The organism is uncultured Desulfovibrio sp. (genome assembly GCF_949282365.1).
Taxonomy (GTDB): Bacteria; Desulfobacterota; Desulfovibrionia; order Desulfovibrionales; family Desulfovibrionaceae; genus Desulfovibrio.
Genome location: NZ_CASDOY010000004.1, coordinates 18,462 through 38,949 on the forward strand (window position 1 = coordinate 18,462; position 20,488 = coordinate 38,949).

26 protein-coding genes are annotated in these 20,488 nt (G+C 65.0%); 1 reads left to right on the top strand and 25 read right to left on the bottom strand.

Features of this window, described 5'->3' with window-relative positions; all coding sequences use genetic code 11:
* Nucleotides 1-310: 310 nt before the first annotated feature.
* The 25 genes from Q1X76_RS02355 to Q1X76_RS02475 all read right to left on the bottom strand — a co-directional run bounded on the left by Q1X76_RS02355 (nt 311) and on the right by Q1X76_RS02475 (nt 19,021).
* Nucleotides 311-1,081 carry a lytic transglycosylase domain-containing protein gene (locus tag Q1X76_RS02355; protein WP_300717849.1) on the bottom strand — a complete coding sequence of 257 codons (771 nt, stop codon included), beginning with the start codon at nt 1,079-1,081 and terminating at the stop codon, nt 311-313.
* 16 nt (nt 1,082-1,097) lie between these two features.
* Entirely contained in the window at nt 1,098-1,553 is a 456-nt protein-coding gene (locus Q1X76_RS02360) for an ATP-binding protein (RefSeq protein WP_300717851.1), read from the bottom strand.
* A 21-nt stretch (nt 1,554-1,574) separates the two neighbouring features.
* Nucleotides 1,575-1,913, bottom strand: a complete 339-nt coding sequence (locus Q1X76_RS02365; protein ID WP_300717852.1) for an STAS domain-containing protein — start codon at nt 1,911-1,913, stop codon at nt 1,575-1,577.
* Nucleotides 1,914-1,930: 17 nt separating this feature from the next.
* A complete protein-coding gene (gene sctR, locus Q1X76_RS02370; RefSeq protein WP_366140964.1) occupies nt 1,931-2,581 on the bottom strand; it encodes a type III secretion system export apparatus subunit SctR in 651 nt (216 codons plus the stop codon).
* Nucleotides 2,568-3,803 carry a FliM/FliN family flagellar motor switch protein gene (locus Q1X76_RS02375; RefSeq protein ID WP_300717856.1) on the bottom strand — a complete coding sequence of 412 codons (1,236 nt, stop codon included), beginning with the start codon at nt 3,801-3,803 and terminating at the stop codon, nt 2,568-2,570. Before Q1X76_RS02375 ends, sctR begins: the two co-directional genes overlap by 14 nt.
* Nucleotides 3,804-3,891: 88 nt before the next feature.
* The gene (locus tag Q1X76_RS02380) at nt 3,892-4,530 is read right to left on the bottom strand and encodes a type III secretion system needle length determinant (protein ID WP_300717858.1); all 639 of its coding nucleotides are present in this window, start codon (nt 4,528-4,530) and stop codon (nt 3,892-3,894) included.
* Nucleotides 4,531-4,595: 65 nt separating this feature from the next.
* Complete coding sequence (locus tag Q1X76_RS02385) at nt 4,596-5,087, bottom strand: YscO family type III secretion system apparatus protein (protein ID WP_300717860.1); 492 nt, start codon at nt 5,085-5,087, stop codon at nt 4,596-4,598.
* A 51-nt stretch (nt 5,088-5,138) separates the two neighbouring features.
* Nucleotides 5,139-6,455 (bottom strand): type III secretion system ATPase SctN, encoded by a 1,317-nt coding sequence (gene sctN / locus Q1X76_RS02390; RefSeq protein ID WP_300717861.1) that lies wholly within the window; start codon nt 6,453-6,455, stop codon nt 5,139-5,141.
* Nucleotides 6,456-7,079, bottom strand: a complete 624-nt coding sequence (locus Q1X76_RS02395) for an HrpE/YscL family type III secretion apparatus protein (protein ID WP_300717863.1) — start codon at nt 7,077-7,079, stop codon at nt 6,456-6,458.
* On the bottom strand, nt 7,058-7,621 hold the full coding sequence (locus Q1X76_RS02400) for a SctK family type III secretion system sorting platform protein (RefSeq protein WP_300717864.1): 564 nt from the start codon (nt 7,619-7,621) through the stop codon (nt 7,058-7,060). The genes Q1X76_RS02395 and Q1X76_RS02400 overlap by 22 nt, the downstream gene beginning before the upstream one ends.
* 116 nt (nt 7,622-7,737) lie before the next feature.
* A complete protein-coding gene (gene sctJ, locus Q1X76_RS02405; protein WP_300717866.1) occupies nt 7,738-8,532 on the bottom strand; it encodes a type III secretion system inner membrane ring lipoprotein SctJ in 795 nt (264 codons plus the stop codon).
* A gap of 28 nt (nt 8,533-8,560) precedes the next feature.
* Nucleotides 8,561-8,758, bottom strand: coding sequence for a hypothetical protein (locus Q1X76_RS02410; protein WP_300717868.1), 198 nt, complete (start codon nt 8,756-8,758; stop codon nt 8,561-8,563).
* A gap of 462 nt (nt 8,759-9,220) precedes the next feature.
* On the bottom strand, nt 9,221-9,577 hold the full coding sequence (locus Q1X76_RS02415) for a tetratricopeptide repeat protein (protein ID WP_300717870.1): 357 nt from the start codon (nt 9,575-9,577) through the stop codon (nt 9,221-9,223).
* A 94-nt stretch (nt 9,578-9,671) separates the two neighbouring features.
* Nucleotides 9,672-9,923 (bottom strand): EscF/YscF/HrpA family type III secretion system needle major subunit, encoded by a 252-nt coding sequence (locus tag Q1X76_RS02420; RefSeq protein WP_300717871.1) that lies wholly within the window; start codon nt 9,921-9,923, stop codon nt 9,672-9,674.
* A 156-nt stretch (nt 9,924-10,079) separates the two neighbouring features.
* Nucleotides 10,080-10,298, bottom strand: a complete 219-nt coding sequence (locus tag Q1X76_RS02425) for a hypothetical protein (protein WP_300717873.1) — start codon at nt 10,296-10,298, stop codon at nt 10,080-10,082.
* Nucleotides 10,298-11,791 (bottom strand): type III secretion system inner membrane ring subunit SctD, encoded by a 1,494-nt coding sequence (gene sctD, locus Q1X76_RS02430; RefSeq protein WP_300717875.1) that lies wholly within the window; start codon nt 11,789-11,791, stop codon nt 10,298-10,300. Before sctD ends, Q1X76_RS02425 begins: the two co-directional genes overlap by 1 nt.
* Nucleotides 11,788-13,755 carry a type III secretion system outer membrane ring subunit SctC gene (gene sctC / locus Q1X76_RS02435; protein ID WP_300717877.1) on the bottom strand — a complete coding sequence of 656 codons (1,968 nt, stop codon included), beginning with the start codon at nt 13,753-13,755 and terminating at the stop codon, nt 11,788-11,790. The genes sctD and sctC overlap by 4 nt, the downstream gene beginning before the upstream one ends.
* A complete protein-coding gene (locus Q1X76_RS02440) occupies nt 13,752-14,243 on the bottom strand; it encodes a molecular chaperone Tir (protein ID WP_300717878.1) in 492 nt (163 codons plus the stop codon). Before Q1X76_RS02440 ends, sctC begins: the two co-directional genes overlap by 4 nt.
* A 114-nt stretch (nt 14,244-14,357) precedes the next feature.
* A complete protein-coding gene (locus tag Q1X76_RS02445) occupies nt 14,358-15,140 on the bottom strand; it encodes a hypothetical protein (RefSeq protein ID WP_300717880.1) in 783 nt (260 codons plus the stop codon).
* Between the two features lie 20 nt (nt 15,141-15,160).
* Nucleotides 15,161-16,267, bottom strand: a complete 1,107-nt coding sequence (locus Q1X76_RS02450; protein WP_300717882.1) for a hypothetical protein — start codon at nt 16,265-16,267, stop codon at nt 15,161-15,163.
* A gap of 4 nt (nt 16,268-16,271) precedes the next feature.
* Entirely contained in the window at nt 16,272-16,808 is a 537-nt protein-coding gene (locus Q1X76_RS02455) for a SycD/LcrH family type III secretion system chaperone (RefSeq protein WP_300717884.1), read from the bottom strand.
* A gap of 46 nt (nt 16,809-16,854) precedes the next feature.
* The gene (locus tag Q1X76_RS02460; protein ID WP_300717886.1) at nt 16,855-17,406 is read right to left on the bottom strand and encodes a USH1C-binding protein 1; all 552 of its coding nucleotides are present in this window, start codon (nt 17,404-17,406) and stop codon (nt 16,855-16,857) included.
* A gap of 24 nt (nt 17,407-17,430) precedes the next feature.
* On the bottom strand, nt 17,431-18,039 hold the full coding sequence (locus tag Q1X76_RS02465) for a USH1C-binding protein 1 (protein WP_300717887.1): 609 nt from the start codon (nt 18,037-18,039) through the stop codon (nt 17,431-17,433).
* 25 nt (nt 18,040-18,064) lie between these two features.
* Nucleotides 18,065-18,628 carry a USH1C-binding protein 1 gene (locus Q1X76_RS02470; protein WP_300717889.1) on the bottom strand — a complete coding sequence of 188 codons (564 nt, stop codon included), beginning with the start codon at nt 18,626-18,628 and terminating at the stop codon, nt 18,065-18,067.
* A 90-nt stretch (nt 18,629-18,718) separates the two neighbouring features.
* A complete protein-coding gene (locus Q1X76_RS02475) occupies nt 18,719-19,021 on the bottom strand; it encodes a hypothetical protein (protein WP_300717890.1) in 303 nt (100 codons plus the stop codon).
* A 323-nt stretch (nt 19,022-19,344) separates the two neighbouring features.
* On the opposite strand from Q1X76_RS02475, the gene sctW reads away from it, so the two are divergent.
* Nucleotides 19,345-20,463 (top strand): type III secretion system gatekeeper subunit SctW, encoded by a 1,119-nt coding sequence (gene sctW, locus Q1X76_RS02480; RefSeq protein WP_300717892.1) that lies wholly within the window; start codon nt 19,345-19,347, stop codon nt 20,461-20,463.
* The last annotated feature ends 25 nt before the right edge of the window (nt 20,464-20,488 follow it).

Consider the following 20,488-nt stretch of genomic DNA (forward strand, 5'->3'; position numbering starts at 1 on the left):
CCGGATGGCGGCCGCAGGCCGTGCCCGCGACGAAGGAAGCTACGGGCATCGACAGCAACGCGCGACCGGATGGCGGCCGCAGGCCGTGCCCGTTGCGGCGCAGGAAGCTACGGGCATCGGCAGCGGAGATGAGGGCTTTCCCTCCCCCAAACAAGCTGCGGATAGTGTTGACACACCAGGTGACAAGGCGACCTGCCGTCGGGGCCGCCCGGACGGAGGCGGGAGCCGCTGCGGCACGGCATACCCTGCCCGGACGGCTTCAGCTCCGGCTGACAGGGCCGGCGATCCGCAAACCGGGACAGGGGCGGCTTCACGAGGACCGGACAGCTCCCGGCCGTGATTCCTGCGCCCAGTAGGCCAGGACACGGCGCACGAATTCCCGTGTCTCGGGAAAGGGCGGGATGCCCCCATAGTATTCCACGCTCTGGGGACCGGCATTGTAGGCGGCCAGCGCCAGCTCGATGGAGCCGAAGCGCTGCAACTGCTTCATGAGATACTGGGAACCGGCATAGACGTTGGCGCGGGGATCGAAGGGATCGATGAGGCCCAGGTCTTCCTGGGTGCGGGGCATGATCTGCATGGCCCCTTCGGCTCCGGCCGAAGAAACGGCCGTGTGATCGAACGAGGATTCGGCCCTGATGACGGCCAGGACCAGGCCGGCGTCCAGGCCGAATATCTCCTGGGCCTCACAGGCCAGCTGACGCCATTCTTCGGGTGCGGGAGCCGCGATATCGTCGGGGATGCGGCGACGGGACGCGGACGAAGCCTGATCGCCCGGCGGCGGCACAGCGACAGCGGCAGCAGCCTGTCCTCGTCCTGTGGCCCCGGCGGACGCGGCAAGGGCTGTCGCCTGTTCCGTGCGGGCATCGCCCGGCGCACGAGGACGGGACAGAGAGGCCAGACGCACCACACGGGGCGGGGCCTCCTGCTCCTGGCACTCATGGGAAAGGATCCCCGTACCGGGCAGCATGACAGCTTCCGGCGGTGGGCCCGGCTGCACGGCGTGCGGTGTCGCCGCATGCCGGCTGCCGCAGCCGGCGGCCAGCACGGCGCAGAGCAGCAGACCGGCCAGACGCGGCAAGTATCCATGCTGCGTGTCAGTTCTCGACGTTTTCAAGTTTGAAATAGAGCTCGATGGTGTTGGTGCCGTCTTCACCGCTGTAGCAGTGATGGGCGGACACGTTTTTGACCAGATGCACCCCCAGCCCTCCGACGGGACGGTCCTCCGCTTCCAGCGACGTGTCCGGGCTGGGACTTTCCACGAAGGGATCAAAGCATTTGCCCCAGTCGCGTATCCAGACGCAAAGGGAAGGAACACCGTCCATGCTCACCCGGCGGAAACCCAGTTCCAGCTGCCCCCAGTGGCTGTCTTTTCCATCGTGCGGCGGGCAGGTGCCCGCATAGGCGTAGGTAGCCACATTGACCAGCAGCTCTTCCACTGCCAGTTCCACAAAACCAAGGATCCCGGCATGGCTTTCGGCAAGATGCGAGCGCAGGAAGTCCATGGCCGGCAGGCAGCTGTCGATATGGGCGGGAAGGATGATTTGGGGCACGGGCTACCTCCTTGCCCTGTATCAACCGGCCAGGGCCGACAGGGCATCCTCACGGCTGTCACGCACCGTCAGCATGGCATTGAAGCCGGAGATGCGAAAAACTTCCGCAGCCATGGGTTGCAGGGAACAGAAGGCCAGCTTGCCGCTACAGGCCTTGAGCGCCTTCACCAGCACCAGGATGCCGCGCAGGCCGGCGGAACTGATGTATTCCAGCCGTGCCATGTCGATGAGCAGGCATTTTTTCCCTTCGGCCAGCAGGGAGCGGGTCGCACTTTCAAATTCCGGGGTCGTCGTGGCGTCCATGCGGCCTGCGAGCTCCACGATGACGATACCGTCCTGTTCCGTTACCTTGATCTCCATAGCACCTCCGAATGCGGCTACTGATAGCTGAGCAGCAGACCCTGACTGATCTTCAGCCAGCCGTCCAGCGTCACGAACAGCAGCAGCTTGAACGGCAGGGAAATGGTCATGGGCGAGACCATCATCATGCCCATGGCCAGCAGAATGTTGGAAATGATAAGGTCTATGGCGACGAAAGGCAAATAGAGCAAAAAGCCGATCTGGAAGGCCTTGGTCAGCTCCGTGATGGTGAAGGCCGGTACGAGGATGAACATATTGTCGCGCGAGATGCTCTGCCGCTGATGCTCCGGCCAGACACGCTGGGCCGTGCCCATGAATTCCTGCAGGATGGCGGGGCTGGTGTTCTTGACCAGGAACTGCCGCAGCGGCGGGGAGATGGCCTGCAGGGTATCCAGCATCTCTGAAGGCGTGGGACTTTCACTGAGGCGCTGCTGCTCCAGCAGGGCCTTGGTATCCATGGCGACAGGGGCCATGATGAAGATCGTCAGGATGATGGCCAGACCGTTCATGACCATGGCGGGCGGTACCTGCTGCACCCCCAGGGCATTGCGCACCAGACTGGTGACGACCACGATCTTGACGTAGGACGTGACCATCATGAGCAGGAAGGACGCCAGCCCCAGAAGGGCCAGGCCCGCGATGAGATAGAGGGGATTAATCCCGGCCAGTTCCATCCTCTGCCCCCTGCCGCGTGGCGTCGTCCTGCCCGCCGCTCTCCCCTGCTCCCTGTTGCGGGCTGGGGTCCTGTCCGGCCGCTTCCATGCGGGTGATCTGCACCCCCGGCATACCGGCCACGTCCACCAGGCGCCCCTGCGCCAGCACCTGCCCCGCCACGCGGATGTCCACCACGGGCGCGGCCGTATCGCCCCCCAGGACGAAGGTATGACCGGGAACGAGCGCCGCCAGTTCGTCCAGACGCAGCTGCAGCCTGCCGATCTCGAAGACCACAGGCAGTTCCAGAGCGCTGACGGCGGCATTGCCGGACAGCGGCCCGTCCGTCGCGGGCCGGGCTTCCATGGCCCCGGGAGATGTCAACTTTTCTTCACTCATGCCGTTCCCACCTTCTTTCTCTGCGCACTCCCTGCCGGGATCCCCCTGATCCGGGCCCAGCACGGACACGACCCCCTGCTCCAGCCGGCAGGCCAGCGCCTGCCCCTGGGGCAGGCGCAGACGCGGCGCTTCCGGGGCCCAGCTTTCCGGCAGCAGCACGTCTCCCGGGACAAGTCCGGCCACTTCGTACACGCTCAGACGCATGGTCCCCGCTTCCAGCGGACAGACCGCCGTGCCCGAACAGCAGAGGCCCGCCGCCGTGTGCAGAGGCAGCTGCTCCAGACGTTCCAGCAGATAGCGGGCGCCGGAGGCCTGCGCCCAGAACAGGCGCAGGAAAAGCGGCCCGTTGCCGGGCACCCCGAGGACAAGCGGCAGCGGCCCGTCCCAGGCCGTCTCCGGCTGCGGCTCCGCCGTACAGCGTACTTCGCAGCCCAAAAAATTTTCCAGTCCTTCCAGAGCGGGGACCAGCAGCCGTTCCAGAACGGCAAGGCACAATCCCTGCGGCAAGCGGGCGAAATCCTGCTCTTCCAGCGGCTGGGCCCGGCGCCAGTCGGCCAGCTCGGGCCGCAGGGCCAGCGCCTCCAGAGAAGACCATTCCAGACGCCACAGTTCCTCGCCGCTGCGCAAAAACAGTGCGGCCGCCGGGACAAAGGGCGCTTCCTGCTCCAGTGATGCCGCTGCCGCATTGAAGGACAGGCGACAGACGACCGGGGCTTCCAGCCCGGCGTCCAGCGGCAGGTCCAGAGGCAGCGCCCGGCTGGCAAGCGCATTGAAGAGCCGGGCCCGCAAGGGCGCGAGCCTGGGCGGCACAAAGGGACGGGAAGGGATCTCCAGAGACATGGTGCACCTTTTTCAAAAATCCGCGAGACCCGCTCCGCACCGGGGCGGAGCGCACTGTCATGCCGGGACATGCGCCCGGGGCGTCCTTTTATCCCACATCCGGGACGTACTCCTGCCTGCCGCGGGACTGCCGGCTGGCATCGCCTTCGCCGCCGCTTTCCGCCTGGGCGTCGACGATCTCCACACGCACGTTCTCACCGCCGCGCTCCAACGCCTCGCGCAGGGCATCCCGCGCGCCCACGGCCGTCTGGAAGGAAGCGGGATCGGCGCAGGAGAGCCTGACGAACAACTGTCCGTCCTGGGCGCGGGCAAGACACAGCTCCGCTCCCGGCAGGGCCCCCTGCCCCAGGGTGATGCGCACTTCCGGGAGCCCCTTGCCCGGTTCGGAAACCAAGATGCGCTCCACCAGCTCGTCCACAAGGGCGTCCATCTCGCCCGCGGCCGACGGGATCTCGACCTGTACGCCCGATGCCTGCAGGCCCTGCATGCGGCTGCCGAACAGGCTGTCCAGCAAGGCCTGCGGAGAGGGAGCGGCGTCTTCCTGCTGCTGACGGCCCTCCCCACCTTCGTCCCCGTGCTGCCCACCGCGGCCACGGGGCTCCTCCATGGCCCTGTCGAAACGCTCCCGGGCACCGGCGCCAGACGCTCCTCCGGGGCTCTCCCCTTCCGCCTGTTGCGCCCGGGAATCGGCTTCCTGCAAACGCCGGGAACTGATCTCCATACCCATACGAACCTCCAGCATCTGCCGCCACGCGGCCCTGCGGCATCCGGCCCGGCGACCTGCGGGAAGCGTCACTCGTCATCAGGGGCCGGAGGGGGGCCGGCAAATTCCTCCAGCTCCAGATCTTCAAGGCGTTCCCGTTCCTTTTTGTCGCCTTCGCGCCAGATATCGCGGTGTGTCTCTATCTTCGCCGCCTCCCGGCGGGCCACGGCCACAGCCTGGCGTGCCCGGGCCACAGCCGTTTCCTGCCGGGCCACGGCATCCTGCGCCCGGCCGACAGCCTGGATGCGCTCCTCTTCCCCTACGGCCAGGGCCCCCAGGGAAGCCCGAAAACCGGCTATCTCGTCCAGGGACAGGACCTTGCCCAAGATCGCCGCATAGCGCCGCCCTTCTTCCTCCACCCGCCAGCTCCGGTAGCGCTCCAGCTCCTCCCGGCAGCGGACGACGTCCTCACGCGCCTGTACCAGCAGACGCTCCGCCACGCGCAGCCCGTTACGGGCGGCATCTTCCCGGTAGAGACGCACGGAAAGCAGCGCTTGCAGCGGATAGGAAGACAACGCCATAAAAGCCTCTTGCAGGGATGGAGCACAGCAACGGCCGGCTGGCGGCTGACCTTACAGGACGACCTTCTTCAAGGCCGCCAGGGTGTCGTCGAACGAGCTCTTCTCCTCCAGTCCCTGCCGCAAAAAAGCATTGACCGCCTGGATATGCCCAAGAGCGAAATCCGCTTCGGCATCGGCGCCTTTCTTGTATTCCCCGATCTGCACCAGCAGCTCCACCTCGGCGTATTTGGCAAGGATCTTGCGCAGGGCCTGGGCCGCTGCCTTGTGCTCCTTGTCCACCACGGCGTTCATGACGCGGCTGACGCTGGCCTGCACGTCGATGGCCGGATAATGGTTGGCAGAAGCCAGCTTGCGCGACAGGACGATATGCCCGTCGAGGATGGAGCGGGTCTCGTCGGCGATGGGTTCGGTCATGTCGTCGCCTTCCACCAGCACCGTGTACAGAGCGGTGATGGAGCCCTTGTCGGAATTGCCGGCCCGCTCCATGAGCTTGGGCAGCTCCGAAAAGACCGACGGCGGAAAGCCCCGACGGGTGGGCGGCTCGCCGGCCGCCAGACCGATCTCGCGCTGGGCGCGGCCGAAACGGGTCACGGAATCCATCATCAGCAGGACGCTCTTGCCCTGATCGCGGAAATATTCGGCAATGGCCGTGGCCGTGTAGGCGGCCTTGAGCCGTTCCATGGAGGAGCGGTCCGAGGTGGAGACCACCAGCACGGCCTTCTTGCGCCCTTCGGGACCGATATCGCGCTCGATGAACTCCCGTACTTCGCGGCCGCGTTCGCCGATGAGCGCCAGCACGCAGACATCCGCCGAGCAGCCCTTGAGGATGCTGGACAATAGCGTGGACTTGCCGCCGCCGGCCGCGGCGAAGATACCCATGCGCTGTCCTTCGCCGCAGGTCAGCACCCCGTCGATGACACGCAGCCCCAGGGAAATGGGCTTGCTGATGATCCGGCGCGTCATGGGATTGGGCGCTTCGGCCACCAGAGGATAATGGCTGCGCGTCCTGATGGCCGGACCGCCGTCCATGGCCTGGCCCAGCCCGTCCACCACGCGCCCCAGCAGTTCGTAGCCCACCGGGACGGAAAGGATCTCGCCCGTGGGGATGACTTCCGTGGCCGGGGAGATGCCCTGCATGTTGCCCAGGGGCGAAAGCAGGGCCACATTCTTGACAAAGCCCACCACTTCGGCCTTGAGGCTCCAGTCTTCCCAGGGATTGCGCAGCAGGCACAGCTCGCCCACCTTCACACCGGGGACCACGGCGCGGATGATGGTGCCCACCACCTGTTCCACGCGCCCCCGCGTCTCCAGGGGATTGACATCGCGTACAGCCTCTTCCAGCAGGTCGCCGATATATTCAAAGGCCATCTACGACTCCCTGATCTTGCCCAGCAGGGCGTGTTCGATGGCTTTGAGCTGTGTCTCCAGGCTGGCATCCACCACGCCCAGCTCGCATTCCAGGACGCAGTCGCCCGACTTCATGCGCGGGTCGGCCGTCACATCCAGAAAACTCCCGCCACCGGGCGCGGCGGAGATCATGGCCCCCAGCGCGCTGCGCACGGCGTCCTTGTCATCGGGCGAGACCCGTATCAGGACCCGCTGCTGGCTGCGTACGGCCCCCAGGGCATTGCGCACCACGCGCACCGTGCGCTCCCTGTCGTCCAGCTCGCCGATGATCTTGCGCACGGCCGAGGTCACCACGCCCACCAGCTTCGCTTCCACGCCCTCGATGTATTCCACGGCCTGCATGGCCGTTTCCATCATCTTTTCCGCCTGCTCCATGCGGCCTTCCATGAGGCCGTCCTCATAACCTGCCCGGCGGCGTTCTTCATAGGCTTTTTCCGCCTCGGCGCGGATGGCGGCGGCCCGCTCCTCTGCCGCGGCCAGCAGGGCATTGGCTTCCACGAGATGCGCATACTCCGCCGCCCGCAGCACCCGCACCCCGGGCGCGGGCAGTACGGTATTGCCCGTCAGTCGAAACACGGCGCCCATGACGGAGCCACCTCCTTGAGCAACAATTTCTTCAGGCTGCGCCACAGCTCATGGCGTTCCGCCTCACCAAGGGCGGGCAGGCCCGCCGTGGCCGGCAAGGCAGGCAGACGACGACAGAATGGCAGGGACAGTCCTTCCGGCCAGAGCGCGGCCACCAGACGGAGGGCCATATTGCCGTGCAGGGCGCAACGCTCCGGCAGGGGCAGCCCCGTGTCCCGCCACTGGAAAAAGCGGCGTACCGTGCCGAGCTGGTAGCGCCCCCGCTGCAGGGCATAGCGGTATGTGGCCTCGCCCAGGGCCTCGCGCAGGGGCAGGACCTCGTCCCGGAGGAGCACGCCGGCAATGGCCGGTGCGTGCAGCGCCACGCCCGCCACCCGGCACAATCCCGCCAGAGTATCCGCATCCAGCAGGGCCAGACGGCGGGATTCCTCGGCGTAATCCCAGAAGGGCTCCGGCTGAGCCTCGATCCGCTGGCGGCGCGGCGCATGGGCCAGGGGCCGCTGGCGCAGCCAGTATGACAGCCTGTCAGCCCCGTTGCCCAAGGCTTCGCGCCAGCTCTCCGGCGTCTGCGGTCTCCGCTCCGCCGGAGCCGCTTGCAGCATCCGGTGCCACAAGGCCGGGCGCCGCGCGAGGACATCCGCAAAAAACTGTTTGTGCATCAGGCATCACCCTGCCTGTCCGCACTGCCATCATCACCTGCCTGGAGCGCCTCCCGGGCAGCGCGGCGGCGGGCCAGCAGACGGCGCGCGCCGACATAGATCCCGGCCCCCGCGGCCACCAGCACCGCCGCCATGGCCAGCATCTGCAGCAGCAGGGCGGGCGTGTGCGCGCCGGGAGACAGCAGCGGCGACGGGAGCTTCTTGCCCGGCACCGTCACGCTTTCCCGCACCGGGACCAACATCACGCTGACATTGTCGTATTTGAGCGAAGCCACGGAACCCGCCACCAGCTCCCGGATCTCGGGCACGAAATTGACCACGGGCGAGTCCAGGGTGTGGCGCAGGAAGACCGCCGCCGACGGGGCCACCGTGATGTTGTTCACCTTGTCGTTGACGCCCAGCACCACATGGACGCGGGCCGTCAGTACGCCGTCGATACGCGAGAGCGTGTCCGCCAGCTCCTGGGAAAGGGCGTAGGACATGCGCGCCTGGACTTCGGAGGAGGAAGAGATCATGCCGTCGCCGGCAAAGACCTCACCCAGATTCTTGAACGACTGGCGCGGCAGACTGTTTTCCTTGAGCACCTGCAGGGCCAGCACCAGCTGGTCGTCATCCACCGACAGCGTATAGCCGTTCTTTCCGGCGGCTGTTTTTTCCGCCGCGATCCCCCGGCGCAGGAGGGTGGAAAGCATCTGGTTGGCCTGATCCTCGGACAGGCCCGAATACATCTCCACCTTGCAGCCGGAAAGGAGCAGGAGCAGGGACAGCAGCAACAAGAGCAAGGGACGCAGCATTGACAACCTCTGATAAAATACGGGCTCCTCAGCCTGACTGGCGCAGCAGGTTTTCCATCCCCTGCGTCGTCTGCTGCGATGTCTGGATACCCGCCTTGGCCTGCATGTTGAGCATGCCCGCGAGCTGCTGCACGCGCAACAGCTCCAGCGGGGTGATGACGGCGCCGGGCCCGGAGACGCTTTCCAGCAGCCGGCCCAGTTCTTCGACGACGTCCTGCCGGGACATCCCTTCCGCCTGGAAGGCAGGCTGCGCCCCGGACACCTTCTCCGCTCCGGGCACAGCGGACGGCTGTTCCCCCTGACCGGGAACAAGCTCCGCCGTCTGCGGGCCGGACGGGCCGCCCACAGCATCGGGGGCCTGCGTCTGCGCCGCCGCAGGCGGCTGCCCGTCCGCGGGCATCTCCGGCAGATGCAGGGAAGGCAGGGCCTGCGCCGGGCCCGGCAACAGCGCATCCCCTCCCGCCCGGACTTCACTGGCGGGAGCCGCGGCAGGGGGCTGCGCCGCGCCCAAGGCATCCTCGAAGGCCCGGACCAGCTCCCCGGACGGAGCGCCGGAAGGGCCGCCTCCCGGCGGATCGCCTGCCCACCGGGAAAGCTTTTCCAGGGCTTCCAGCAGCCTGGTCGCACTTTGCGCTGATGCGGAGATCATGGGCAGGTCCTCACGGCAGGGGGAACGTCAGACGCCCGGTCAGGCCACTTCCATGACGGCCCGGGCCATCTCGGCCGCCGCGCAGTCCTGCGGGATGGCGGCAAAGGCCTGTTCCGCCTCGTCCTTGCGGCCGGACAGCATGCAGGCCAGCCCGCGCATGGCCAGAGCGTCCGCATCGGCGGGATGCGCGGCAAGCGCCCCGTCCAGGATGCTCAGCGCGCCCTCGAAATCATCCACGACCACATGGGAAAAGGCCAGCCCCACCAGGGCTGGCACAAAATCCGGCTTGAGCGCCAGGACAGTCCGGAAAATCGTCCTGGCCTCTCCCACAAGCCCTTTCTGGCAGGCCAGGTTGGCCAGATCCAGTAAGCGGGCTGTCTGCCTTTCGGAAAACATCTTCGCACTCCCGTATCACGGGTCGCACAGCGGCCCGGCAGCGTTGTTCCCTGTATCCGGCCCCAAAGGCCTCGCCGGTCGTCTAGCCGGTCGTCTAACCGGTCCTCTGGGCCAGGGACTTGAGCATGTCCTGGATGCTCTTGGTCACCGACGAAATGGTCTCCAGCTTGGCGTTATACTGGCCCATGGCAAACTGCAGTTCCAGCAGCTGCATCTGGTCCACCTCGCCGGAGGCGCTGATCTGATCCATCTTTTCCTGCAGGGCCTTGCCGTCCTGGTTCAGGCCGTTGGTGGCATTCTGGAACAGCTGACCGACATCAATCCCGCTCGAGCTTCCGATATTCATGATTTTCTCCCGACGGATCCGAGATCCGTTCATTTCAGGCCATGCGGCTTCCCGTCCCTGCCGCTGTCATGAGGCTGCAGGCGGAAGCCTCTTCCCGGTGGCGTGACCGCTGCGGCCATGCCTTTCCCGCGTTCAGCGCCGCGCGTTCCCGCCACCTCAACGGTTCAGGGCATCGTGCACGCGCGCGGCCACGTCCTCGGCGCAGTCCACGGCGGCCAGGGCCTGACGTGCGACCGCCATCTCTTCCGCGGTCATGCCGGCATCCATGGCGCGTTTGACATCGAGCCGCATCCCGAACAGTTCCTCGCGAAGCTGCTTGAGGCCGTATCCCGAGGGATCTTCCGCCAGCAAATCGAAGGCTGATTCCATTTCCATTACTTACCTCTCAACTGATGACTGACGACCTGACTGCCGTTGCGCAGGACGAGGACCTTGGTGTCGATACTTTCCAACGTCCAGCCTCCGGGCAGGACAGCGCCCTCGAACAGACGCCTGCCGTCGGCTGTGGTCACGAAACGCATGGGCGACATGGTCACCCCGGTCACTCGCAGCCCGCCCAGGGGATCCCCCCCGGTATCGCCCGACGGCCGCGAAGGCAGCGCGTCGTTGCCGGGGATCTTGTCCCGCGACGGTGTCAATGCGCGCTCCGCAGCGGCAAGAGCGCCGGATGCGGACGAGGTGCCATACAGCGGGACCCCGAAAAGCTCGCTGGCATCGCTTCGGATGGCATCCAGCTTTTTGACGTCCTCCTGCCGGAAATCGCCGGAAAAATCCACCCGGCCCGGCAGATAGATGACCCGCACGGCTCCCAGCCCGGCCCGTTGCAGGGCGGCTTCCAGCACCGGGGCCAGATCCTTTTCATAAACGATGTGTCTGTCCACTTCCGGCAATGCCCGCACTTCCGTCTTCAATGCGCCAAAGGCCGCGGTCTCCAGCAGTTCGTCCTTCATGTAGGCCCTGACCTGCAAGCGGGGATTGCCCTTGTTGTCCCACAAGGTCACATCGGGATGGAAGCCCCGGATGCCGAGTGAACTGCGCACGGCGCGCAGCATGTCTTCCTGCACGGCAACTTCAAGATACACAGGAATATGCAAATTGAGTGCCATATCCCGCAGTTTGATCATGGCCGCATCATCAGCCACGGTGCCGCGTATCTCCACGCCGGGATCCCTCCGGCTCACAGTCAGGCCGCGGATGCCCGCACTGTCAAGATATTTTTTAATGATCTCGGGATAATGGCTTGGATCAGAATCCGAGGGTGTGATCATCAGGGATACGGCGGCAAGACAAACGGCCACCAGGACGAGCAGGACCACGCGCCAGCCGGTACGCCGGGAAGGAGGACTGTCCGGCACTGTCGGCAACAGCGTTTCCGTTGTGGCCATGTCCGTGCCAAAATCCTTGGCGACCGGCAGCGTCTCCATTGTGCCCGGGCCAGGAGCGACCCCGCTGTCGGCCGGAGGCAGTATCCCTTCCGCGCCGGCAGCGGTCGCCGGTGCTGCGCCACTTTCAGGCACGATGCTCTCCTGTGGCACGCCGGGACGGTTCCAGGCAAGACAGGTCGCGCCCAGATACCAGGCAGTCCCGGCGGCAGGATGCAGGGGGGCTGCCCCGTCTTCGGCCGCAGCCGTGCCGTCCTGCAGGCGGACAGGCCCGTCCAGAGCCGTCAGCTCCAGCACGGGGGCGCCGTCGTCGGACAAGGCGATAGCCATGACGGCATGACGGGGAGCAAGCCCGGTGAGGATGATGTCGCAAGAGTCGTCCGAGCCGACCGTCCAGCTGCCTGCCGCCAGTTCGACACAGGCGCCGAGATGCGGCCCGGAAAAGACATACAGACACAGCGCCGGAGCGCTGTCCCTGAGGCTCACTGCCGGCCTCCGACGGTGGCGGGGGGGACGCTGACCGGCACCAGGATCGGCTGCGGAGACGTCGTGACGGACGGCGTCGCGACAGGCTGGCCCGCAGGCGCATTTTGGATGCTCTTGCCTGTGCCCGCCTGTACCGGCACGGGCTGGGGCGTGAGCGGCCTGGGCGTGGCGGGCTGCACGTCGGGCGCCAGCGCGCGGCGCCGGGCGCAACCGCCCACGGGCATTTCCGTAGGACGGTGTTCCTCATAGTCCGCCTGGGTGGCCGTACGGCTGAAACGGGGATCATCCACCCGCGACGGCACGTTGGAGGCCGTATCCATGCGCACGATGCGCGGGGTGATGAGGATGAGCCGCTCCATGCGCTGGTGCTTCTTGCCTGTGGAACCGAACAGGCCGCCCAGGATGGGGATGTTCTTGAGACCGGGGATGCCGCTTTCCGCATCGCTCTGGATCTCGTAATAATGCCCCCCGATCAGCAGGCTCTGGCCCTCGCCCACGATGGCCTGGGTATTGATCTTGGTCTGCTTGATGGGCGAAAGATTGTTGGGATCCACGGAAAAGAGGCTGGAGCCGTCGTCCCGGTCATCCTGCACGCTGACCATGAGCTTGATGCTGTCCGCCTGCCCCGGGAGGCCGGGGATGATGTGCGGCGTCACCTTCAGGACCGTGCCCGAATCTATCTTGAACAGATCCGACGATTCATTGCCCGACACCGGCACATAGTAGGAACTGGTGTTTTCCAGCGAGGCCTGCACATTGTCCATGGTCAGCACCGAGGGCTTGCCCAGCACCCGGGCCTGGCCGTCTTCTTCCAGGGCGCTGACCCGCGCCAGGAAATAGTCCGAACCGTAGGCATAGAGCGTGGAATAGGAAAGGCCTCCCGCGCTGGCGGCCCCGGCCGCCGGGAAAATACCGCTGCCGGATGCGCCCCCGGCGCTGCCGCCGCCGCTCCAGTGCTTGCCGTAAGCGCCGGCCCCTGACCAGTTGACGCCAAAATCACGGGAGAAATCGCTGTCGATATCCACGATGGCGGCATGGATCTCCACCAGTTCCACCGGCTTGTCCAGATCGGCGATGACCTTGGCATAATAGCTCATGCGGTATTCGGCATCCGTCACCACCACGGCATTGACCCGGGGATCGGCGATGATGCTCGGCCCGCTGGGCGTGGTGGACTGCTCCGTGCCCGGTGCGGCAGCTTGCGCGCCTGTAGAGCTCCCGTTGGTGTTGGCGCCCATGGCGATCAGCCCCTTGCCCCGCAGCCCTCCCTGGGCGGACGGCTGCACCGTCACCTGCGAGCCGGTCAGGGGCTTGCCCGTGGCCATGGCCTGCAGGATGCTGGCCACGCCGGGGATGGTCACCGTGGAATCCATGCTGTTGACCTTCATGTCTTCCGCCCAGGCATACTTGAGCGGGAAGACGCGCATCACGCTGCGGCTGCCCTGGGCGTCCTCAAAGGCCTTCATGGCGCCGCGCAGCTGGTCCACATAGAGGGGGGGGCCGCTGACCGAGAGCAGGTTCTGGGCATGCAGCAGGTTGACCGGCAGTTGCGGCGAGATCATGCCCGCGCTGCGCAGCATGTCCCGCAGGGCCGCAGCCGACACCGTGGACGGCGCCAGGAAAGCCTCCGTCTTCTCACCGTCATGCCAGAACGTCACCGTGCGGCCCTGCGTGTACCAGCGCACGCCGAAGGCCGAACGCATCCCGTTGAGGAAGGTCCGGGGATCCACTTGCTCGAAGCGTCCGCTCATCTGGCCCCGCAGCGCCGGGCTGCACACCGAACCGTAACCTTCGGCGCGGGCGAAGGCCGAAAGGACCGTGCAGATGTTCTCATTGTCCGCATAGTGCGAGAAGGCAGAACGGAAAGGGAACGCGGAGCGCGAAGACGCGCAAAGGCCTTCCGCAGCCTGCAGGCTGCAGAAGACCCAGCACAAGGCGGTGACGATCAGCACAAGGCGTTTCAATAGACGCCTCCAAAGAAATTGCCCTGAAAGGAGAATGGGGATGCGGCCCCGTTCCCCGGAGACGGCGCGACCTCAAGGACTTTCTGCCACCAGGCGAGATCATTGAGGAAATCCCGCACCGCCGCGTCGAACCGGGCTTGCGGTGCCTCCAGCTCCAGCAGGGACTGCAGCACGAGCCGCTCGACACCCGCTGCATCAGGCAGCAGGCTCTCCCCCGGTCGTTCCAGCGCGACGATGGACGCCCGCGTACGGCAGGCACCGGCCTGATGCCGCACCACCTTGCGCAGCAGCTCCTCGCGCTCCGGCGCTGCCTCAGGCAGGAAAGCCAGCTCCGCCCGCAGGATGCATTGCCGGTCGTCAGGCGAGAACAGCGTTATGTCCAGGCCATCTTCAAGCCGAAAATGGTAGGTTCCGTCCCTTTCCTGGCGGGGATCTTTCCAGCGGGCCGTCTCCGCGAGGGAACGCACCCTGTCATCCAGCAAAGCCATATGCAATCCCGCAATCATCTTGATATCCGTACAGAAAACAAGGGTACGCAAAAACGAACGGCATCGTCAAATCTTTTTCTGCCAGACCGGCGAGCCCCTGCGCATGCTGCAGGATCAGCCCAGGATCTTGGTGCGCGTCTGGTTCATGTTGGCCTGCATGGCGTTCATGAAGTCCAGGGACTTGGCGACCAGGTCCTTGAGGGCCTCGTTGGTCTGCTTGGTCTGCTCCATCATGGTGCGGATCTGCTCCTGCTCGGCTTCCAGACGCTTGGCCTCGGCGGAGCGCATGCTCTGTCCGAACTCCCCGCCCGCCGTGAACATGCTCCCGGCCGAGGAGATCATGGTATTGAACGACTGGGCAACGGCGGCCGTGAGCTGGCCGTCCGCCGTCTTGCCGGCGAGCATGTTCAGCCTGCCGTTCGAAGACCTGCCCACGCCGGCGGCAGCCACGCCGACGCTGGCGGCACCGGCCGCCATGTTCACCACGGCCCCGGTCACGGCGCAGGCGAACTTCTGGACGGCGCCCGTCTCTATCTTGTCGGCCTGCTGTTCCATCAGATCGACGATCTGCATCCCTTGCGCCTGGATGATGCTGCGGTTGGTACGCCGCTGCTCTGCCGCGTCCTTGAGGATCACGGAAGCGAACATGGCGGCGGGGCTGGGCAGGGCCGTCCAGCCCGACAGATCGCCCGTATTGTCCCCCGGCGACGCCAGCTCGGGCAACTGGCTGCGGACGTCCTTGACGGCCGCGGTGAAGTCCTTGCCGGCCTGGATGGCCCCGATCAGGGCCTCATCGATCCTGGCGGCGCTGACACCTTTCGCCTGGGCCTGCTCCAGCAACTTTCCATACTCAACGGAGCTGTATCCCGTTGCATTGGTGATGATGGTGGTGTCCATGATATCTCCCTTTTCAGGCATCAGGCCATGGCCGGATTGCCGCTGAGGATGGCCACATTGGCCTGCACGCTTTCCTGGACGATGTCCGACACGGTCTGGAGCGTCTGCTCGGAGCGCTGCATCATCTCCTTGATGTGTTCCACGTCCAGTTCATTGGCCATGGCGATGCGCTCCAGGATGGCCTGCAGGCGCTTCTGCTGGGCCTGCAGGAAGCTGATGTCCTTTTCGTTGGCGGCGGAAGCGATGGTGGTGGCCGACTGGGCGACGGTGTTCACCCCACCGGCCATGGTCGCCACACGAGCCGTCCAGGAGGCCGCCTTCTGGATGGTCGCGGCTGTATCCGAAACAGCCTTGGTGGCGGTCTGCGCCGCCTTTCCGGCCGCGCCAGCCGCCCCGGCGCCGAAGGTGCAGGCCGCCAGAGCGATGGTGGTGGCGAGATCCACGGCGAACTTCGTCCACTGGATCGCCGTATCGCTGGCGCCGCACGCCTCCATGATCTTGCCCGTGATGAAGGCCGGGCTGAAACCGACCTTGCCGCCCGAGGCCTCCTCCATGATGGAGCTGGTCAGCAGCGCCAGGCTTGCGACGCCGACGGCGATGAGCGCCGCGCCTGATCCCCCGGCCGCCAGACCCACCGAACCGGCGGCGATCATGGCCACGGAGCCGATGGCCGCCAGTGCCATGCCGATATACTTGAACGCCTTGAGCAGGCCATCCAGAAAACTCTGGCTCTTGGCCTTTTCCAGCTGCTCCTGGATGGACTTGAGCTTTTCCTCATTGGCCATGGCGCGTTCCTGGGCGCGGGCTTCCAGCGAGGCCATACCGGCCTTGGTCTCGGTACGGCGCTGCTCGAAGCCCACGGCATCCAGCAGCGTTTCCAGCGAAAGGCCGCTCATGGTCAGACCGGACAGCGAGACCGTGGGGCCGCCCTTCGAAGACGGTGCCTCGAGATCCGGCAGCGACGAATCTCCGGACATGGTCAGAAAGGTTCGCAGCGCCTTGAGGCTTTCTTCCAGATCCTTGACATCCGTGGTGCCGCCCGAGCCCTGCTGTGTCGCCGCCAGTTGCAGCAACGCGCTCAGACCGGCAGCAGGCAGCCCGGACTGTGTTCCCTGGACCATACTCATGACATCACTCCTTGGACTGGGCCAGTGTGGCGAGCAGGGCACGGATACGGTCATGGATGGCCGTGTGCGCGGGGACGGAAGCATCGCCCAGCCCCAGGGCGGCACGGAAAGAAGCCGCAGCATTCTCGCCGTCACCCAGCTTCAGATAACACAGGCCGCCATAATAGAACGGCGCGGGATCCTTGAGCCCGCCGGCCACTCCGGCCATGCCGTAGGTGTCGATGGCCTGCTGATAGGCTTCCCGGGCCTGCAGGCAACCGGCCAGGCCCATCCAATAGCGGGGGTCATCGCCGTCATACATGCAAAGACCGCGGAACATGCTTTCTGCATCTTTGTAGTTGCCCGCCTTGTACAGGTTGTAGGCATAGGCATAGCCGGATTCCAGAGTATCCTTGCTGATATTGAACACATCGGCCAGGGTCGCCCCTTTCTCCAGGGCGGCCTGTATGGTGTGGAACTCATCTTCCGTGAAACCGGCGGCCTTGGCCATGTCCAGCAGGGCGGCCTGGATGTCTTTTTCCTGTTCTGTGATCTGACTCATGATAGCTCCTTGGAATGGATGGGCATCGGCCTATCCCGTCTGACGGCTACTGCCCGCGCGCCAGGCTGGTGAGGGTCTGGTTGGCGTTGGCGATTTGGGTATTGGCGCCCTGCAGATAGGAGTTGTACTGGCCCATGTAGTCCTGAACATAGACCATCTCCTGCTGGGTACCTGTGCCCAGCTCTTCCAGGCGGCTTTCCAGCGACGTGATGACCACGTCCCACTCGTCCTTGCCGAGGATGTAGTCCCCGTCACCATTGGGATAGGCCAGCTTGTGGGCATCCATATAGTCCACCATTTCCTGGGACATGGGATAGCAGTCCTTGCCTGTGACCGTAACGCCATTGATGCTGGTCTTGCCCACTCCCGTGCCGCTTTTGCCGTCGGCCTGGGCCTGCCGGGCCTCATTGAGCAGCTGGGAAACGAGCTTCTGCTCGTCCTGTACCTTGGCGATGGCGTCCATCTTGTCCATGGCCTGGCTCTTGGCTGTCCCGGCCAGTTCCAGCTGCAGCTGGGCGAACATCAGCTGCAGGCTCGTGGTGGGGCCCAGCTCACCGAAGGAAACCGAGGATGTGGTGGTAAGATCTACCTGGTTCATGACACGTCCTTGCCGACCGGCATGCTACTGGCCACGGGCCAGATTGGTGAGGGTCTGGTTGGCGTTGGCGATCTGGGTATTGGCACCCTGCAGATAGGAGTTGTACTGGCCCATGTAGTCCTGGACGTAAACCATCTCCTGCTGGGTATTGGTGCCCAGTTCCTCCAGGCGGCTTTCCAGGGCCGTGATGGCCACATCCCATTCGTCGGCGCTGTGCGAATGGTTGTTGCCGGTCTTGTCATAGGCAAGGCCGTTGGCGTCCATGTAATCCACCATCTCCTGGCTCATGAAGGTCGCGTTGTTGCCCTTGGGCACGGTCTCGGTGACCGTCTCATAGACCACGTTGCCGTTGGCATCCTGCTTGGGGAGCTCATAGGTCTGGGTCTTGGCCTGATCATTGCCCACCCCGGCCTTGGCATCGGCCTGGGCCTGACGGGCCTCGTTGAGCAGCTGGGAGACCAGCTTCTGCTCGTCCTGCGCCGTGGCGATGGCGTCCATCTTGTCCATGGCCTGGGTCTTGGCGGTCTCGGCCAGTTCCAGCTGCAGCTGGGCGAACATCAACTGCAGGCTCGTGGTGGGGCCCAGTTCGCCGAACGAAACGGAAGACGTCGAAGAAAAATTGACCTGGCTCATATCATTTCCTTTGTCGGCCGCTGCCTTACTGGCCACGGGCCAGACTGGTGAGGGTCTGGTTGGAGTTGGCGATCTGGGTGTTGGCACCCTGCAGGTAGGAGTTGTACTGGCCCATGTAGTCCTGGACGTAGACCATCTCCTGCTGGGTATTGGTGCCCAGTTCTTCCAGGCGGCTTTCCAGGGCCGTGATGGCCACGTCCCATTCATCAGAGCTGTGATTGTAGTCGCCGCCGGTCTTGTCGTAGGCCAAGCCGTGCGCGTCCATGTAATCCACCATTTCCTTGGACATCAGGGTGCAGTTCTTGGTGTTTTTTTCCGTCGTCCCGTTGGAATAGGTCTCGGTCTGCGTGCCCGCGGCAATGCCGGAGTTGGCATCGGCCTTGGCCTGCCGGGCCTCGTTGAGCAGCTGGGAAACGAGCTTCTGCTCGTCCTGCGCCTTGGCGATGGCGTCCATCTTGTCCATGGCCTGGGTCTTGGCGGTGGTGGCCAGCTCCAGCTGCAGCTTGGCGAACATCAGCTGCAAGCTCGTGGTGGGGCCCAGTTCGCCGAAAGAGACAGAAGAGGTGGTATCGAAATTGACCTGACTCATATAACATCCTGTTTTTGTTGCTCTGCCATGGAGAGATGGCGTGATGCCCCGCCGGGCGGCACGGCCCGCACGGGCCCCCTGCCCGTCTGCCTACAGGCGGACGATGTTCCGGCGGCCACCCCCGAGGATGCCGCCGCCAGCGGCCGAATTGGCGGCGGGGCGGGACTGGGCGGCGCGAGCCTCGCCGGCGCGCCGGGCTTCGGTCTCGGCTTCTTCGAGCATCTTGCGCAGTTCGGGCGTCAGGGAAGCCGGATCCGTCTTCTTCTGCCCCTGCTCCGGCAGACCGAGCTGCTTGCGCATGGCTTTTTCCTGGCTCTCCAGCCGGGAGAACTCCTCACGAAGGGCGGCGAAACTTTCCATCTGCTTTTTCAGATCCTGTTCTGTGAACGACATGTCGATCTCCTTATCAAACGTGGTGGCGATGCTGCTGGATGACTAGCACAAATCATGCCAGCTTTTTGTCCGCATAAAAAAAGCCCATTCGGCCGGTTGCCGGGCCCACATGCCAACATTTTTTGCCAAAAACCTTCCGTCTGGAACAACAAAGTTCCCATCAACGGTGGATATCCCGCCGGATACACAGACGTACCGGACCGATACCGGGCAATCCTCTTGCTGTTACGGCAGGCCCGTGATACCACAAAGTGGTGGCATGATTCTGGCATATAGCATACCATATTGCCAACAATTTTTTGTGCAATCGGGAGCCCCCCGCCATGAGCATCGATTTTTCCATCCACCAGCAGCAGGTGCACAGCACCGCCTCCCAGGGATCGGGCGCTTCTGCGGCTGCCGCAGGATCGCTGTTCGGCAATGCCGCCACAGTGGTGGACTCCCCCATGTCCCTGCTGGCCGATGCCGCGGAAGAACTGACGTTTGCCGTCGATGCCACGGATGACTTCGAGCTGGAGGAACGCAAGGAGCGGGACGAGATCAGCGAAGCCATGGAGGAACGCCTCAAAAAGTATCAGGAACTGATGCGCGAGGCCCGCGAGATCCAGAAGATGGACCGGCTCAAGGGCTTCCTGGCTTCCCGCGCCGAAAAGGAAGAAGTCCTGCGCGAGCTGCGCCGCTTCTTCCCCGATCTTTCCGAGGCCTGGGCCGCCCTCAGGGACCTGCGCGACGAACTGTCCGCCGGGCCGGGCACCCCGCCGGAGACGTTGCACACCCTGGACCAGGCGCTGGACGAGCTGGAACGCACTGAAGGCCCTGCCATCCGGGCCGGTATCAACGGCGCGCTCAATGCCCGGGGTTTCGAAGGGCTGGGCGATGCCGGCTCGCTGGGGGGCTTCTACCGGGAGACCGTCTGTCATTTCGAAGACGTCAATGCCCTGTATGCCCACATCCAGGAAACCTACGGCAAGGATTTCGACGCCGCCCTGGATTTCCTCTACAAGGCCCTGGCCAGCGACCTTGCGGCCGACGTGCCCAGCATGGAAACGAGCCATCTGGAACACGTCAACAGCAGCCTGGGCGACCTGCGGCAGCTGCAAAGCGCCCGCAGCCTGTGCGCCCGCCTGCTGGAGCGCTGGAGCAACGTCCACGGGATCCGGCACTGCCCCCTGGACGACATGGCCCTGCTGGGCAAGATCCTGGATCTGCGCAAGGAGCGATATGTCAGCGGCAGCCGCATCAGCGCGCTCGCGAAGGAAGCCGGCGCCCCGGACATCGAGCGCAAGGTGCTCTTCCTGCAGGAGCTGCTCAATACCACACGTTCGTTCGCCCCGTCCCTGTTCGACGGCAACGAAGGCCGCATGAAAGTGCTGGATGCCGTCCAGGATGCCGTGGATGCCGCCATCGCCGAGGAAGACGCCTGGCTGGCGGCCCAGGAATAGAGACGCGGCCTTACCGGGCTGATGC